Genomic DNA, 16,050 nt, shown 5'->3' on the forward strand with positions numbered 1-16,050 from the left:
TATCTTACTGCTAAGCTGTTAACTACTTTAATCTATCCGTTTTTCTGAACCTCTTAATACAAGCTTTGGTAGAAGATTGATTCTTCTTATATCTTTATGATCTTTATCCTTTAAGTTTTGTATAAGCATTTTCATACTAGTTCTACCTAATTCTGTAGTTGGGCCACTAACAAAACTAATATTCATTCCTATTATATTCAATGTATCAACTTCATCAAATCCAATAATAGCCATATCTTCTGGGATTCTAATATTTTCTTCATAAAAAGCTCTTATACATCCCAAAATCATTATATTACTACTTACAAAAATGGCTGTAGGTCTATCTTCCATACTCATTATTTGCTTTGTAATTTCGTATGCTTTTTCATGTGTATAATCTCCATAAAAAATATATTTTTCATCTACTGGTATATTGTTTATAGCTAAAGCTTTTTTATATCCATTTAATCTTTCTTTTGCAGGTCTAGATTCCATACGACCTGTAATTATAGCTATTTTTCTATGTCCTTCATCTAATAAAGCTTGTGTTGCATCACAAGCACCTTTTATGTGATCTACAAAAACTCCATTAAAATCAGAATATTTAATATGACCATCTAATAAAACTATTGGTATTCCTAAATTTTCAAGTGCATTTAAATATTCACTATTAAATTCATTTTCTGCAACTGTCGGAGTAATTATTATGCCTTGTATCCTTTGTTCCTTCAAAACTTTAAGTGCTTTTAATTCTTTTTCTACACTCTCATTAGTATCACAAAGAATTATATTATAATTATTTTTATCTGCAACTTCACTTATTCCTTTTGTTATTTTTCCAAAGAATGGATTGCTTATCTCTGGTATAACCACACCTATAGTATTAGTTTTATTTGTAGATAAACTTCTTGCAATAGCGCTAGGAGTATAGTTTAATTCTTTCATGACTTTTATAATTTTTTCTCTTGTTTCTTCTTTTACATATCCTGAATCATTAAGAACTCTTGATACTGTTGATCTAGATACATCTGCTTTTTTCGCAATATCATAAATTGTTACTGCCATATCATGGGCTCCTTTTCTACGTTTTTGTTAATTTTTTTAGAAGTATTCCTCTATATTTAATTAGAAAATTTATTCTTCAATTGTGTTACCGGTCTCATCTTTAATATACAACATTAAATTTTCAATTGCAATATATTATAACAAAATAATATTTATTCCAATATTCCATTTCTTTGCATAGTATAGTATTGAGAATATTTTTTTAGGAGGGATTTATATGTCAAAAGATAAATGCTGCCATAGACATAGTTATTCTTGTAAAACTAGCTGTAATTGTGGACATGACCATAAAATAAAAGATAAAACCACTTATTCCCCAAATAGACCTCATCATATACATTATGTTGAGTGTTGTACAACACGTGAAGATGGTCACAGACATTATTGTATGATTCCAACTAGTATCGACTATCCATGTCCTGATGGAGGTCATTTCCACTGTATACGTGGAAACACAGATATAGCAGATGGCCATACTCATTGTATTGATGATGCTACAGACGTATCGGATGTTTGTTACTAATCTAAAATAAAAAATAAAAATAGGAGCCTATCAAAGGCTCCTAGTGCAATTTTGGCGGGAGTATGTGAGAATCGAACTCACCCGTCGAGGTCCTACCCCGGCAACACGGTTTTGAAGACCGGCAGGCACACCAGCACCTATCTACCCCCATAATGTATCATTTTTCAGCACGGTTCATATTATATCATGTAATCGTTAAGTATGCAACATTTTAATAAAAAAATTATACATTTTTAAAGAACAAAGTCACATATTGCATAAAATTCTTAAAAAAATTTATAATTTACTTAATAATAAAACTTTTGCAGATAAAAAAACAACCGCTACGGGAAATGATATCTTGCTCTAAAACATTTCATTTTAAAAATAATTAATAGTTAACTCAACTTTCGCAGATAAAAAATAAGGCGAAAGCCTGTAAAATAAACGCATAAAGCAAAGAAACATTCCTTTTGGTATAATAGAATTGCTAAAAACATAACACCAAAGAAAGGAATGTTTCTTATGAACACTATTATACCAAATGATAACAAAGATAAACAACTGAATTTTACTATAAATAGATTTTTTAAAGATAACAAAATTGGATCTATTCTTAGAAAATGTAATTTTTCAAAGCAAAAAGGTTTTTCTTGTATTACAGTATTTAAATATATATTTACTCTTATTTTCACAGGTAAAAATCTTTTTCGTACTTTTGAGAGTAAAAAGAATATCAACTTTTCAAAAGATGTCATCTATAGGTTCCTTAATTCTCCTAATTTTAATTGGAGAAAATTTTTACTCATACTTTCTTCATCAATTATCAGAAATGTAATCATTCCGCTTACATCTAAAGATAGAGTAAATGTCTTAATAGTAGATGATTCTTTGTATAGTAGAAATAGAAGTAAATCTGTTGAACTCCTTGCAAATGTTCATGATCACGTTACAAGAAAATTTGTCAAAGGCTTTCGCCTTCTTACACTTGGTTGGTCAGACGGTAATACTTTTTTGCCTCTTGGATTTACTCTTCTTTCTTCTGAAAAAGAGAAAAATAGAATTTGCCCTCAAAATGAATCTATTGATAAAAGAACTAATGGTGCTAAACTCCGTAAGGAGGCTATTTTAAAATCACCTTCAGCTATGATGTGTTTACTTAAACAAGCTGCTAAATATAAAATTCCTGCATCATATGTTCTTTTTGATAGCTGGTTTACGTATCCCAAAATTCTTATACAAATTTTACAACTTAAACTTAATACTATTGCTATGGTTAAAGCAATGCCAAGGGTTTACTACAATTACAATGGTAAGCTTTTAAATCTTAAAGGACTTTATGCTAGTTTAAAAAAGAAACGCGGTAGAGCTAAAATTCTTTCTTCTGTAATTGTAGGTATTGGTTCTGATGAAAATGGCAATGAAGTAAAAGCAAAAATTGTATTTGTAAGGGATAGAAATCGAAAAAGAAACTGGCTTGCTTTGATTTCTACTGATATATCTTTAGACGATAATGAAATCATAAGAATTTACGGTAAACGCTGGGATATAGAAGTTTTTTTCAAAATGAATAAATCTTTTTTAAAGCTTGTTAAAGAGTTTCAAGGACGTTCTTATGATTCCATGGTTTCTCATACGTCTATAGTTTTTACTAGATATATCATGCTTGCTTTAGAAAATCGTAAAAATAATGATGTACGAACTATTGGTGGATTTTTTTATCAATGTTGTGATGAACTTCAAGATATCCAATTTTGTGAAGTAATGCGTATCATTATTGATATTTTAAAAAATGTTTTATCTGAAAAACTTCTTCTTTCTAAGGAGCTTATCGACTCAATAATAGACAATTTTATTACTGCTTTGCCTTGTTATATCAAGGAGAAGTTGGTCTTTTTCTCCTGCGAAAGTTGAGTAGTTAATAATTAAGGAAATTTTGCCTTAAGGCAAAATAACTAATATATAATTTCCCTTCGCTGAGCAGTGTTTTTTTACTGCGAAAGTTGAGTAAATAAAAAATTCTAAGCTTTATAAAGAACTCTCTTATTTTCAACTCTTCTAGTTATCTTTTCTCCATCAAACTTTTCAAGCAGCATTACAGCATACTTTCTGCTTACTCCTAACATATCTCTTGCCCCTGCTAGGTCAATACTTTCATTTTTTCTAATAAATTCAATGATTTTTTGCTTAGCTTCTTCATAACATTCTTTCAAAAACATGTATTCTTCATCTACTTTAATTAATTTACCACTATCAATCAAAGCTTCAAATACCATTTTAAAATTATTTTTATCCTTCTCTTTTTCTAATAACTCCTTATATTTTGGAGGAGCAAATTTTCCTTTATGATATTCACTTAAAATTTTATCTTTTATTTGTTTTTGTTCTTCAGTATATTTGACTTCAAATCCATATTTAGATATAACTAAATTATGTACCTCTATTTCCTTTTTATCTATAAATATTTGCAAAATTTCATCGTATACTTTTTGTTTTAATTTTTTTGTAAATACTTTATTCTTTATCTCTTCTTTAGACATTCCGACTTTCAAAGGATATTTTAAGTGGAATTCTTCAAGAATATTTTGTGCAGCAGCTATTCTATCATCTATAAAAGCTTCATGCACATATAAAGGTTTTTCTGAAGATACTAATTTAATTATCTTGTTTTCTTGTACAAGTTCTTCCAATCTTTGTTCAATTTTTCCTTCATTTTTTCCCATTGCCTTTATTATAGATTGCAACTCGGGGAAACTGTTACTTAATTTTTTTATAGTATTTTCTAATATATCTCCTACTTCTCCACTTTCTTTTACTTTTAATTCAGAAATATATTTTTCATTAAACCTTTTTGCTTTTGCAGCATTTGGTTCAATTATTATTCCTCCAGCTATAGTATGCATTGGTGAATAGCTTCTTATTACAAATCTATCATTTCTCTGAGAAGATAGCTGTTTTTCAAGTCTAAGCTGAACATATGCATCCTCACCTGGATTTACAACTTCTTTATCTAATACTACAACTCTACAAAGTATTTCATTTGTTCCATGGTGTAGTCGAACCCTTTGCCTATTTTCTAATGGTCTTTCTACACTTTTTAAGTAATGAAGCTTAACATCAACCATATAAGATGGTTCCATAACATTTTCTTTTGATATTACGTCACCTCTGTTTATGTCACTTACTTTTACATTAGCTAAATTTATTGCACATCGTTGTCCAGCTTCTGCAACTTCAACAGGTTTTTCATGAACTTGAAGTCCTCTTACTCTAGTTTTTATTTTTGAAGGATATATTTCAACCTCTTCTCCTACTTTAACGTGTCCACTTATTAAAGTACCTGTAACTACTGTTCCAAATCCACTTACTGAAAATACTCTATCCACAGGTAATCTAAAGTGTCCTTCTGTATCTTTTGCTTCTACTTCATTTGTAACTTTATCAATTTCCTTGATAAGTTCATCAAATCCCTGTTTAGTTTTAGAAGATACAGCATGAATAGGTGCCTTTTCTAAAAAAGTATCTTTAAATTCATTTTTAATATCTTCTTTCACAAGTTCAATCCATTCCTCATCTACAAGGTCACATTTTGTAAGTGCTATTATTCCTTTTTTTACATTTAATAATTGAAGTATTTCAAAGTGTTCTCTTGTTTGAGGCATTATTCCTTCATCAGCAGCTATAACTAAAATAACAACATCTATACTGCTAATTCCTGCAAGCATATTTTTAATAAATCTTTCATGTCCAGGCACATCTATAATTCCTGCCCTTTTTCCTGATGGTAAATCAAAAAATGTAAAACCTAAATTTATAGATATTCCTCTATCTTTCTCTTCCTTCAAACTATCTGTTTCTCTTCCTGTCAATGCTTTTATAAGCGTAGTTTTACCATGGTCTATATGTCCTGCTGTTCCTACTATGATGTGTTTCATACATTCACCTCATTGCTTTTTACTTTATTTAAGATTTTGAAATGCATTTACTATAATGTCAAAATCTTTCTCAAATAATGTCCTTAAATCCATTATTACTTCATTGTTATATATTCTTACTACAATTGGAGTATCATTCATTCTTAATTTACATTCTATTTCCTCTGGTGATAATTCGTAACTCTTAACCTTTATAACATAAGTGTCTAATCTTTCAGTTGGCATAGCACCTCCACCAACCATAGAATAATCACTTTCTATTTTAAATTCAAAATTTTTAACTTTATTTGAAAGCCTTCTCTTTAATTTATTAGCTTTTCTTTTTATATTTTCTTTTGAGTTCAAAATCATATTTAACGTAGGAATATTATCTATAGCTTCTTTTTCATCTAAATAATATTTCAAAGTAGCTTCAAGAGCTGCTAATGTCATTTTATCTACTCTTAAAGCTCTTGTTAATTGATTTTTCTTCATCTTATCTATGTATTCTTTTTTACCAACTATTACACCTGCTTGAGGTCCTCCCAGCATCTTATCTCCACTAAATGTAACAACATCTATTCCTCTTTTTAGGCTTTCCTGAACAGTTGGTTCATATACAAAACCATACTTTGAATAATCTACTAATACTCCACTTCCTATATCTTCATATGTAGGAATGCTGTGTTTTTTACCTAACTCTACTAAATCTTCTATAGACACCTCTTCAGTAAATCCCATAATTTTAAAATTAGATGTATGAACTTTTAATAATACACCTGTATTTTCATTAATATTATTTTCATAATCATATAAATGAGTTCTATTAGTAGTTCCTACTTCTACAAGCTTAGCTCCACTAAAACTCATAACATCTGGTACTCTAAAAGAACCACCTATCTCAACCAATTGTCCCCTTGAAACTATTGCTTCTTTTTCACTACACAAAGTATTTAATACAAGCATAACTGCTGCTGCATTATTATTAACTACCATAGCACTTTCTGCACCAGTTATTTTTTTTATTAAATCTTCAATATGACTATATCTTAATCCTCTTTTTCCTTTATCGATATCGTATTCAAGATTATTATAATTTTCTGCTACATTAACTACTGCATCAACAGCAGACTTTGATAAAAGAGATCTTCCTAAATTAGTATGTACAACTGTACCTGTAGCATTAATAACTTTTCTTAATTTAGGAGAGTTATTTTTCTTAATATGTTCACTAAAGGTTTTCAACATATCTTCTTTTGATAATTCAGAAATTTTATCTTTTAATATCAAATTTCTATAAGTATCTATGGTTTGTCTTAATGTTTCAACTACTAAAGTTCTCATAGTATTATTTAACTCTTTCTTAACTATTTCTTCTTGTAAAAGTTCATCTACTTTAGGTAGTTTTCTTAGTAAATCTCTGTTCATTATCATCATCCCTTTTTTGAAATTTACAACTTTTCTCTTCTAACTTTGAAATAATTTACTCAACTTTTGCAGTAAAAAAATATCATTTCCCGTAGCGACTATTTTTCACCTGCAAAAGTTGAATAATGTATGTATACATACATTGCCTGTGATATCTTTATATACCACAGGCTTAATTATTTTATTCCACAACTATGCATTTATCTTGCTTTGAAATCACTTCTCCTACAATTGTAGATTTCAATTCTAGTTTATCCAACTCCATCATCATTTCCTTAGCTTCCTCTTTAGAACAAGTTACTAAAAGGCCGCCCGAAGTTTGTGGATCAAAAAGAATATCTTCTAACCATTCTGGTAAACCTTTTAATTCATATTTATCGTCAAGATATCCTCTATTATTATATGTTCCTGCTGGTACTAATCCCATTTCTGCATATTCTTGTGCTTCTTGTATGTATGGTATATTTTCCTTATTCAATTTAATTGTTACATTAGAACCATCGGCCATTTCATATGCATGACCCATAAGTCCAAATCCTGTTATATCAGTACATGCACTTATATTATACTTAGCTACTATTTCACCTGCATATTTATTTAATGTAATCATGTTTTTAATTGCCTTTTCATATGCTTCTTTTGAAGCTAATTCAGCTTTAATAGCTGTATTTATTATACCTATTCCTAACGGCTTTGTTAAAATAACTACATCGCCTTCTTTGCAACCATAATTTTTTAATATTTTATCTGGATGTACAACTCCTGTTACAGATAATCCATACTTAGGTTCATCATCTTCTACTGAATGTCCTCCTACAACTACTGCTCCAGCTTCTAAAATTTTATCTGCTCCACCTTTTAATATTTCTCCAAGAATATCTATAGATAAGCAATTTGGAAAACATACTATATTTAATGCAACTTTAGGCTTTCCTCCCATTGCATAAACATCACTTAAAGAATTAGCAGCTGCTATTTGTCCAAAAGTATAAGGATCATCAACAACTGGTGTAAAAAAGTCTAGTGTCTGTATAATTGCCATATCATCACTTAATTTATATATAGCTGCATCATCAGAAGTTTCTATGCCAACTATTAAATTATCATCATGCATCTTAGGCAATTTATCTAAAATCTTTGAAAGGGTCTCCGGCCCTATTTTAGCTGCTCATCCAGAGGTTTTTGCTAACTGAGTTAATCGTTTTTTTTCCATTGTGGTCACCTCCATTATATATCAATAATTTTATACTATTCTCAATTATATGTCCACCTTATCTCTTAATTTATTCACGGTCTTTTCTCCAATCCTATCTATTTTTTTTAAATCATCTATACATGAAAATCCACCATTTTTTTCTCTATATTCAATTATTTTTTTAGCAGTAACCTCTCCCACTCCTGGTAACGTCTTCAATTCTTCTAATGTAGCTGTATTTAAATTTATCTTTTTACTACTGCCTTCATCATTATGTGAAGCTTTATTTGAAGTTTGACTCGTAGTATTATTTACTACCATTGATACATTATTTTTTTCTCCATTTTTATAAATATAAATCATATCTTCATCATTAAGTTTTTTTGATAAATGGACCCTATTTAAATCAGCATTATTTTGAAAACCTCCTGCCATTTGAACTAAATCTATCACCCTACTAATATTCGTCAACTTATATACACCTGGCTTTTTTACTGCTCCTTTTATATCAACCATTATATTTTTAAAAGAAGATTTTTTAAATTCACTTTTATTGGTTTTTGTTTCTACAAAAATATCCTCATTATTTTTTTCTACCTCTTTAGGCTTTGATACATTAAGACCCACTATTAAAAAAATCACTGATAATACTAAAATTGCCACTGAACCAATATATTTTTCTTTATTTTTCATTTATATCACCCCTATTATAGATTATTTCCATTTATTATTTTTTTAGTGTCGCCTAATTTACTTTTTTTTGATATACTAAAGAATGTATATAAATAAAAACTATATTTCAAAGGAGGATATAATGAAAAAGTTCATATCATTTTTTACAATATTTTTTATTCTAGCTTTTAGCTTTACAAATATAGTACAAGCAAAACCAACTCCCCCTAAAGTTTCTGCTGATGGTGCTGTTATATTAGATGCAACTACTGGTCAAATATTATATTCTAAAAATGCTGATACTGCTTATCCACCAGCTTCAACTACAAAAATTATGACAGCTCTTTTAACTTTAGAAAATTGCAGCTTAGATGAAGAAGTAGTTATTGGTAAAAATCCTCCTAGGGCAGATGGAAGTAAAATATATATATATGAAGGTGAAAAATTAACTGTAAAACAACTTTTATATGGTCTTTTATTATCATCAGCTAACGATTGTGCTGAAGCTTTAGCTGAACATATTGGTGGGTCAATTGAAGGTTTTGCAAGTATGATGAATGAAAGGGCAAAAGAACTTGGATGTGAAAATACCAATTTTGTTAATCCTAGTGGTCTTTATGATGACAAACATAGAACTAGTGCTAAAGATCTTGCTCTTATACTACAAGAACTTACTACTCACTCAGAGTTTAAACAAATTGCCACCACTTCTTCATATAAAATTTTACCAACAAATAAATGTTCAGATGAAAAACCATTATGGAATGAAAACCGTTTAATTCAAAAATATTCTAAATATTATTATGCTCCAGCTGAAGGAGGTAAGACTGGTTATACAGTTCAATCTCTACATTCATATGTGGCTAGTGCATCAAAAAATAATCACAGACTTATAGTAACACTTGTTCATGATGGTAAAAAAACTTTTTTTAAAGATTCTGTAGCATTATTTAATTATGGTTTTGAAAATTTTGAGTTGAAAAAATTATACTCTAAAGGTGATATAGTTGATACATATAAAATAAGTGATGAAACAAATATACCTCTTATTGCTAATAAAGATTTTTATTACGTAAAAGAAAAAGGTGATACTAATACTCCACAAACTAAAATTACAAACAATTCTGATTTAGATAGTAAAACTATTAAAAAAGGTGATATAATTTCAAAATGTAAAATAACTTACAAAAATCAATCTTTAGGAACTGTTCAACTCACGAGTGGACGTGATTATGAACCAAAACGCACTTTTTTATTTAACAACACTACTTCATCAAATGATAAAAGTAATATTTCAAAATACATAATAGGTTCCTTGGTAATAATTTCTGCTGCTTTTATATTTATTTTACTTATGATTAAAAAACATAAAAAAAGAAAAAGGAAAAAAGAAATTTATAAAAAATTTAAAAAGAGAAGCTAATAACTTTTAAATTAGCTTCTCTTTAATTTACTAACTAGTTCTTTCATATCTTCTGGTAAATCTGACTCCAATTCAATTTTTCGTCCATCTCTTGGATGAGGAAAAACAAGTCTATATGCATGTAATGCCTGTCTTTTTATATATGTATCTTCATCTTTTCCATATAAAGAATCTCCAAATAGTGGATGTCCTAAATGACTTAAATGTACCCTAATTTGATGAGTTCTTCCAGTTTCTAATGTAAGCTTTACTAAATCTGCTTCTTTAAAACTCTCTACAACATTAAAATGTGTTACACTTTTCTGTCCTCTTTCATCTACAACTCTTTTTATACCATCATCGTCATTTCTATATATAGGTAAATCTATCGTACCACAGTTTTCCTTTAAGTTTTCATGTACAATTGCTAAATAACTTTTTTCAAACCCTATTGTTTGCATATCTCTTGCTAGTGCCATATGTGAAAATTGATTTTTAGCCACTATTATAAGACCAGAAGTATCCCTATCCAATCTACTAACTAATCTTACAATACAATTTTCTTCCTTTTCTCTAAAATAATATAAAAGTCCGTTTGACAATGTTCCCTCTTGATAACTTTTAGTAGGATGAACTACCATCCCTGGCTGCTTATTTACTACTATAACATCACTATCCTCATATACAATATCTAAATCCATTTTTTCAGGTTTTATATTTTGTTCTTCTTTTTTATTTAACTTTATTGTAATTTTATCTCCACTCACAACTTTACTACTTAATCTTGCAGGTTTATTATTTACTTTTACTCTACCTTCTCTAACAGAAGTTCTTACAAATCTTCCCGAAAGTCTTTGTACTTCTCTCAAATAATCATTTAGTTTCTTACCTATCTCTTCACCTTTTACCTCATATATTATTAGATTGTCATTCACGCTACCACCTCTTTTGTGAAAATATAGAAATTATGCCATAAACACACCCTCTGCATGCTAATCTATAATTCTATTATTTGTATTTAAACTAGTGTATATTTCGATGTTCATTAACTAAAAAATTTTATGCAATTTTTAATATTAGTTTTGCTTAACATAGTCATGATCTTCTCCAAGCAACACTATTATATCAGACTTTTCATCATTGGAATAGTCATTTTCTACATCATGAATATTAAATTCATTTTTAATATTTGATATAACATCTTTATCTAATTTTTTATTAAATACTATTTTTGTAGAATTAGTTTTTTCTCCATTTCCTGTTTCAATATTAGTATATCCTTTTTTATTTAAATATTTAGAAAAGTTAGATGCAAGTCCACTCTTCTTTGTACCATTAAGAACTTTAATCTTTATGTCTTCTTTATTAATAGACATAGGTTTTAAATCATGTAACTCATTTAATATTTTAGTATTCATAGAACTATCATATATATAATATGATATATTATTTATATCTTTAGGTTTTCCTTTCAATGTTGTTAACTTTATATTATTCCTATCTAACTTAGCTATGGTAATACCATAGGATATAATTTCACTTGGTTCCATATTAGTTTTTATATATTTAGGAATTACAGATAATACGTTATTAAGTTTTAATAATATTGTAGGACTTTTAACTTTTTCTATAACTTTTTCTATAAACATATGTTGATTTTCAATCCTACCTATATCTCCTGTTAGAAGACCTGGATTAGTATTATTTTTTCTCCATCTAAAAAATTCTTCAGCTTTTTTACCATCTAAATGAATTGTAGTCCCCTTCTTAAAATGTATATGCAAGTTTTGATCTGAAGCATCATAATTCATATCATATTTTATTGGCATATCAATTCCACCTAATGCATCTATAATTTGTCTAAAACCCTCATAATCTACTTTTGCATAATAATTAATTGGTATATCTAAAAGTCTTTGTACAACATCTATGGTATAATCTATACCTCCAACTACATGTGCAGCATTTATTTTATCTCTGCGACCTTTTATCTTTATCATTGTATCTCTCGGTACTGATATGAAATTCACAGTATCTTTATGCGGATTATAATGCATAACCATTATAGTATCTGTTCTTTTGGGATCATTAGGATTTTTAGAACCCGTACCAAAATCTACACCTACAACAAGTACATTTATTGATTCACCTTTTTTTGCAACTTTCACATTTTGAGGCTTGTGTCCACTACTTAAATCTTCACTACTACTAGAATGGCTCATTCTCCATAAGCAGTAATATGAATATCCTCCAAATCCTACAACACCAATTAAGACAATAAGCATTATACCAATAAAAAACTTTTTAAATTTACTTACCCTCTTTTTTCCTTTTCGTTTTTTATTCCCCATTTATTTTTTTCACCTACACCTTTCTATATAATTATAATTTTGTATACAACTTTCGCAAGTAAAAAATAGTCGCTACAGGAAATGAATATATCATTTTCCTTCACTAAGCAATATTTTTTTTACTACGAAAGTTGAGTAACTATTTAATATTATACATTTTTTGAATTAATTATTCAATTTGGAAATGTGTAGTAATATCTTGACAATAATTAGTTAAGCTTGCTATATTAACATAAAAATATAGAGGTTATGCTGTATACATAACCTCGTCCATACTATTCTGCAATTGCTACTACTTCAATTTCAACTAATGCATCTTTTGGCAATTTACCAACTTGAAAACAAGATCTTGCTGGGTAATCACCTGTAAAATATTCACCATAAACTTCATTCATTGCTGCAAAATCGTTTATGTCTTTTAGTAATACTAGTGTCTTAACAACTTTATCTAAAGAACTTCCAGCTTTTTCTAAAATAGCTTTTACATTTTCTAAAGACATTTTTGTAGCATTTTTAATATCATCATTTACAAGTTCTCCTGTTTTAGGGTTTATAGGAAGTTGTCCTGAAGTATAGATGAAATTCCCTACTTTTACCCCTTGAGAATATGGTCCTATTGCACCAGGTGCATTTTTAGTATTAATTATTGTTTTATCCACAATGACTCCTCCTTATGATGTTAATTTGATTGAATGTAATCGTGATCTTCTCCAAGCAACACTATTATATCAAAATTTCCATCATTTGAATAGTTATTTTCTACATTATGGATATTAAATTCATTTTTAATATTTGACATAACATCTTCATCTAATTTTTTATTAAATATTATTTTTGTAGAATTAGTTTTTTGTCCATTTCCTGTTTTAATATTAGTATATCCCTTTTGATTTAAATATGTAGAAAAATTTGATGCAAGCCCAGACTTCTTTGTACCATTAAGTACTTTAATTTTTATATCTCCCTTATCAATGGACATAGGTTTTAAATCATGTAATTCATTTAATAGCTCAGCATTTTTAGAACTATCATATACATAATACGATACCTTATTTATATATTTACCCTCACCTTGTAAAGTTGACATCTTTATGTTGTTATTATCCAATTTAGCTATCTCAAGTCCATAAGATATAATTTCACCTGGCTGCATATTAGTTTTTATATATTTAGGAATTATAGATAATATACTATTAAGTTTTAATACTATCGTAGGACTTTTAACTTTTTCCATAACTTTTTCTATAAACATATGTTGATTTTTAATTCTACCTATATCACCTTCTGCAAGACCAGTACCATTATTATTCTTTCTCCATCTAAAAAATTCTTCAGCTTTCTTACCATCTAAGTTAACTGTAGTACCCTTTCTGAAATGTATATGTAGGTTTTGTTCTGGATCATCATAATTCATATTATATTTTATTGGCATCTCAATTCCGCCTAATGCATCTATAATTTCTCTAAACCCTTGATAATCTACCTTTACGTAATAGTTAATTGGTATATCTAAAAGCTTCTCTACAGCATCTATAGCATAATCCATACCGCCAATAGCATGAGCCGCATTGATTTTCTCCCTACGACCATTTATTCTTATCATTGTATCTCTTGGTACTGATACTACATTTACAGTACTTTTATCTGGATTATAATGCATAACCATCATAGTATCTGTTCTTTTTGGGTCATTTGGATTTTTAGCACCTGGTGTACCAATATCTACACCAACAACAAGCACGTTTATTGGTTCACCCTCTTTTGCAACCTTTACATTTTTAGGTTTATGTCCACTACTTAAATCTTCATTACTACTAGAGTGACTCATACTCCACAAACAATAATATGAATATGCCCCAAATCCTACAACACCAATTAAAGCAATAAGTACTATTCCAATAAAAAACTTTTTTAATTTACTACTCTTCTTTTTCTTTTTTGTTTTTTATTTCGTCCATTATCCATTAACTTTTTTCACCTACTACTTTCTATTCCTTTATTTATAATTTATAATATTTACCACTATCTTTCTAAAATCAGATAATTCCTTGCACTTATTGTGCAAGGATGTATAAGCTGTTTTTTAGATATAACAAACTTAATGGTATTATCAAAAGATTGAATTAATGCTCTATCCAAATCTTCAAAAACAAGCTGTCTAAGTTTTTCAACACCTTGAAAATCTCTAGAAGGCTCTATATAATCCGCTATATAAATTATTTTTTCTAAAATAGTCATATTTTCTTTTGCTGTAGTATGATATTTCACAGCACTAAGAATTTCATCATCAAATATATTCATTATATTTTTTGCCATTATTGATCCTGCTTCTCCGTGCAATAATTGAGGCTGCACTTTGCAAACTTTATCAACTTGTTTATTTTCTTGCATTACTATTTTTAATAATGCTTCATCACTTAAATTTTTAGCACAATCATGTACCAATCCTGCTATTCTAGCTTTATGTGAATCTATTTTATATCTTACTGCTAATTTTTCTGCAGTATCCCTAACTCCAATACTATGTATAAATCTTTTTTCTTTTAAATTACATTTTAAATAACTTATTATTTTGTCTTCATTCCACATTTCCAGTCCCCCTACTCCTATATAATCTGTTATCTTTTATATATTCATTCACTGTATGTGGAAGTAAATAAAACACTTCTTGTCCATTTTTTATCATTTTTCTTATTTTAGTAGAAGAAATATCCAATATAGGTATATTTAAGAACTCAATTTTTTCTTTGTATTTTTCCTCTACTTCATTTTTCTTATATAATATATCATAAATATTATATCCTGTTCTATTAAACACTGTAAATTTACAATTTGATAATATTTTTTTTACATTTTTCCAAGTATCAATTTCCATTAAGCAATCTACACCCGTTATAAAATACCATTGAGTATCTTTTTCTGATTTATTAAAAAATTCAAGCGTTTCATATGTAAAACTAAGTCCTTTTTTCAATACTTCATAATAGCTAATTTCAAATTTTTCTTCATTTTTAATCGCTAATTCAACTAACTTACACCTTACATTAGCATCTGTTATTACCTTGTGTGTTTTATGAGGTGGATTACCACTAGGCATAAATATTACTTTATCTAAATTAAATTTGTATAATGCCTCATAAGCTATATGCAAATGGCCATTATGTATTGGATCAAAAGTCCCTCCAAATATAGCTTTCTTCTTCATATTCACACTTCTTTCACACAATGTTTTACTGTTATGGCAACTCTATTTTTGGTTTTTTGTTTGATTTTCTGTAAAGCACAAACTTACTGCCTATAGCTTGAATTCCTTCACAGTTTAATTTTTCACATATAATATCTGATGCCTCTCTAGTTTCCATAAGACTGTTATTTAATACCTTTATCTTTATAAGTTCTCTTGCTTCTAAAGCATCATCTACCTGTTTTAAAAATGATTCCTCAATTCCACTTTTTCCTACTTGAAAAATCGGATTTATTCTGTTAGCCAGTCCTCTTAAATAACTTCTTTGTTTTCCACTTAACATAACTTGTTCCTC

Annotated in this window: 15 protein-coding genes and 1 tRNA gene; 3 read left to right on the forward strand and 13 right to left on the reverse strand. The window is 28.4% G+C overall.

Going from position 1 to position 16,050, the window contains the following annotated elements; translation table 11 throughout:
• Nucleotides 1-27 precede the first annotated feature (27 nt).
• Complete coding sequence (locus tag ACFIJ5_RS12175) at nucleotides 28-1,047, reverse strand: LacI family DNA-binding transcriptional regulator (protein WP_379807384.1); 1,020 nt, start codon at nucleotides 1,045-1,047, stop codon at nucleotides 28-30.
• Nucleotides 1,048-1,264: 217 nt separating this feature from the next.
• Between ACFIJ5_RS12175 and ACFIJ5_RS12180 the strand changes: the two genes are divergently transcribed.
• Nucleotides 1,265-1,570 (forward strand): YmaF family protein, encoded by a 306-nt coding sequence (locus ACFIJ5_RS12180; protein ID WP_379807386.1) that lies wholly within the window; start codon nucleotides 1,265-1,267, stop codon nucleotides 1,568-1,570.
• Between the two features lie 52 nt (nucleotides 1,571-1,622).
• Here the strand turns inward: ACFIJ5_RS12180 and ACFIJ5_RS12185 are convergent.
• Nucleotides 1,623-1,719 (reverse strand) — tRNA-Sec (locus ACFIJ5_RS12185).
• 355 nt (nucleotides 1,720-2,074) lie between these two features.
• Here ACFIJ5_RS12185 and ACFIJ5_RS12190 point away from each other — a divergent pair.
• On the forward strand, nucleotides 2,075-3,463 hold the full coding sequence (locus ACFIJ5_RS12190) for an IS4 family transposase (protein WP_379802854.1): 1,389 nt from the start codon (nucleotides 2,075-2,077) through the stop codon (nucleotides 3,461-3,463).
• Between the two features lie 107 nt (nucleotides 3,464-3,570).
• Here ACFIJ5_RS12190 and selB read toward each other — a convergent pair whose 3' ends face one another.
• The 4 genes from selB to ACFIJ5_RS12210 all read right to left on the reverse strand — a co-directional run bounded on the left by selB (nucleotide 3,571) and on the right by ACFIJ5_RS12210 (nucleotide 8,779).
• A complete protein-coding gene (gene selB, locus ACFIJ5_RS12195) occupies nucleotides 3,571-5,484 on the reverse strand; it encodes a selenocysteine-specific translation elongation factor (protein ID WP_379807388.1) in 1,914 nt (637 codons plus the stop codon).
• A 24-nt stretch (nucleotides 5,485-5,508) separates the two neighbouring features.
• The gene (gene selA, locus ACFIJ5_RS12200; protein WP_379809607.1) at nucleotides 5,509-6,894 is read right to left on the reverse strand and encodes an L-seryl-tRNA(Sec) selenium transferase; all 1,386 of its coding nucleotides are present in this window, start codon (nucleotides 6,892-6,894) and stop codon (nucleotides 5,509-5,511) included.
• 178 nt (nucleotides 6,895-7,072) lie between these two features.
• Nucleotides 7,073-8,104 carry a selenide, water dikinase SelD gene (gene selD / locus ACFIJ5_RS12205; protein ID WP_379807390.1) on the reverse strand — a complete coding sequence of 344 codons (1,032 nt, stop codon included), beginning with the start codon at nucleotides 8,102-8,104 and terminating at the stop codon, nucleotides 7,073-7,075.
• Between the two features lie 45 nt (nucleotides 8,105-8,149).
• Nucleotides 8,150-8,779: a helix-hairpin-helix domain-containing protein gene (locus tag ACFIJ5_RS12210; RefSeq protein ID WP_379807392.1), complete on the reverse strand. Its 630-nt coding sequence runs from the start codon at nucleotides 8,777-8,779 to the stop codon at nucleotides 8,150-8,152.
• Between the two features lie 121 nt (nucleotides 8,780-8,900).
• On the opposite strand from ACFIJ5_RS12210, the gene ACFIJ5_RS12215 reads away from it, so the two are divergent.
• On the forward strand, nucleotides 8,901-10,181 hold the full coding sequence (locus tag ACFIJ5_RS12215) for a D-alanyl-D-alanine carboxypeptidase family protein (protein WP_379807394.1): 1,281 nt from the start codon (nucleotides 8,901-8,903) through the stop codon (nucleotides 10,179-10,181).
• An 11-nt stretch (nucleotides 10,182-10,192) separates the two neighbouring features.
• Here the strand turns inward: ACFIJ5_RS12215 and ACFIJ5_RS12220 are convergent, their stop codons facing one another.
• The 7 genes from ACFIJ5_RS12220 to yhbY all read right to left on the reverse strand — a co-directional run bounded on the left by ACFIJ5_RS12220 (nucleotide 10,193) and on the right by yhbY (nucleotide 16,038).
• Nucleotides 10,193-11,095 (reverse strand): RluA family pseudouridine synthase, encoded by a 903-nt coding sequence (locus tag ACFIJ5_RS12220; RefSeq protein WP_379807396.1) that lies wholly within the window; start codon nucleotides 11,093-11,095, stop codon nucleotides 10,193-10,195.
• A 141-nt stretch (nucleotides 11,096-11,236) separates the two neighbouring features.
• Entirely contained in the window at nucleotides 11,237-12,511 is a 1,275-nt protein-coding gene (locus ACFIJ5_RS12225) for an LCP family protein (protein WP_379807398.1), read from the reverse strand.
• A 275-nt stretch (nucleotides 12,512-12,786) separates the two neighbouring features.
• Nucleotides 12,787-13,170: a RidA family protein gene (locus ACFIJ5_RS12230; protein ID WP_379807400.1), complete on the reverse strand. Its 384-nt coding sequence runs from the start codon at nucleotides 13,168-13,170 to the stop codon at nucleotides 12,787-12,789.
• A 20-nt stretch (nucleotides 13,171-13,190) separates the two neighbouring features.
• Complete coding sequence (locus ACFIJ5_RS12235) at nucleotides 13,191-14,339, reverse strand: LCP family protein (protein ID WP_379807402.1); 1,149 nt, start codon at nucleotides 14,337-14,339, stop codon at nucleotides 13,191-13,193.
• A 194-nt stretch (nucleotides 14,340-14,533) separates the two neighbouring features.
• Nucleotides 14,534-15,100: a bis(5'-nucleosyl)-tetraphosphatase (symmetrical) YqeK gene (gene yqeK, locus ACFIJ5_RS12240; protein ID WP_379807404.1), complete on the reverse strand. Its 567-nt coding sequence runs from the start codon at nucleotides 15,098-15,100 to the stop codon at nucleotides 14,534-14,536.
• Entirely contained in the window at nucleotides 15,090-15,716 is a 627-nt protein-coding gene (nadD, locus tag ACFIJ5_RS12245) for a nicotinate-nucleotide adenylyltransferase (RefSeq protein ID WP_379807406.1), read from the reverse strand. The genes yqeK and nadD overlap by 11 nt, the downstream gene beginning before the upstream one ends.
• 31 nt (nucleotides 15,717-15,747) lie before the next feature.
• Nucleotides 15,748-16,038: a ribosome assembly RNA-binding protein YhbY gene (yhbY, locus tag ACFIJ5_RS12250; RefSeq protein ID WP_379807408.1), complete on the reverse strand. Its 291-nt coding sequence runs from the start codon at nucleotides 16,036-16,038 to the stop codon at nucleotides 15,748-15,750.
• Between the last annotated feature and the right edge of the window lie 12 nt (nucleotides 16,039-16,050).

The organism is Haloimpatiens myeolchijeotgali (assembly GCF_042688525.2).
Classification (GTDB): domain Bacteria; phylum Bacillota; class Clostridia; order Clostridiales; family Clostridiaceae; genus Haloimpatiens.

What these genes read in the sequence shown, in the direction of transcription:
- ACFIJ5_RS12215 (WP_379807394.1), top strand. Translation starts at nt 8,901, where the DNA reads ATGAAAAAGTTCATATCATTTTTTACAATATTTTTTATTCTAGCTTTT.
- yhbY (WP_379807408.1), bottom strand. Translation starts at nt 16,038, where the DNA reads ATGTTAAGTGGAAAACAAAGAAGTTATTTAAGAGGACTGGCTAACAGA.
- ACFIJ5_RS12175 (WP_379807384.1), bottom strand. Translation starts at nt 1,047, where the DNA reads ATGGCAGTAACAATTTATGATATTGCGAAAAAAGCAGATGTATCTAGA.
- ACFIJ5_RS12190 (WP_379802854.1), top strand. Translation starts at nt 2,075, where the DNA reads ATGAACACTATTATACCAAATGATAACAAAGATAAACAACTGAATTTT.
- selB (WP_379807388.1), bottom strand. Translation starts at nt 5,484, where the DNA reads ATGAAACACATCATAGTAGGAACAGCAGGACATATAGACCATGGTAAA.
- ACFIJ5_RS12180 (WP_379807386.1), top strand. Translation starts at nt 1,265, where the DNA reads ATGTCAAAAGATAAATGCTGCCATAGACATAGTTATTCTTGTAAAACT.
- ACFIJ5_RS12210 (WP_379807392.1), bottom strand. Translation starts at nt 8,779, where the DNA reads ATGAAAAATAAAGAAAAATATATTGGTTCAGTGGCAATTTTAGTATTA.
- ACFIJ5_RS12235 (WP_379807402.1), bottom strand. Translation starts at nt 14,339, where the DNA reads ATGAGTCACTCTAGTAGTAATGAAGATTTAAGTAGTGGACATAAACCT.
- nadD (WP_379807406.1), bottom strand. Translation starts at nt 15,716, where the DNA reads ATGAAGAAGAAAGCTATATTTGGAGGGACTTTTGATCCAATACATAAT.
- ACFIJ5_RS12225 (WP_379807398.1), bottom strand. Translation starts at nt 12,511, where the DNA reads ATGGGGAATAAAAAACGAAAAGGAAAAAAGAGGGTAAGTAAATTTAAA.
- yqeK (WP_379807404.1), bottom strand. Translation starts at nt 15,100, where the DNA reads ATGTGGAATGAAGACAAAATAATAAGTTATTTAAAATGTAATTTAAAA.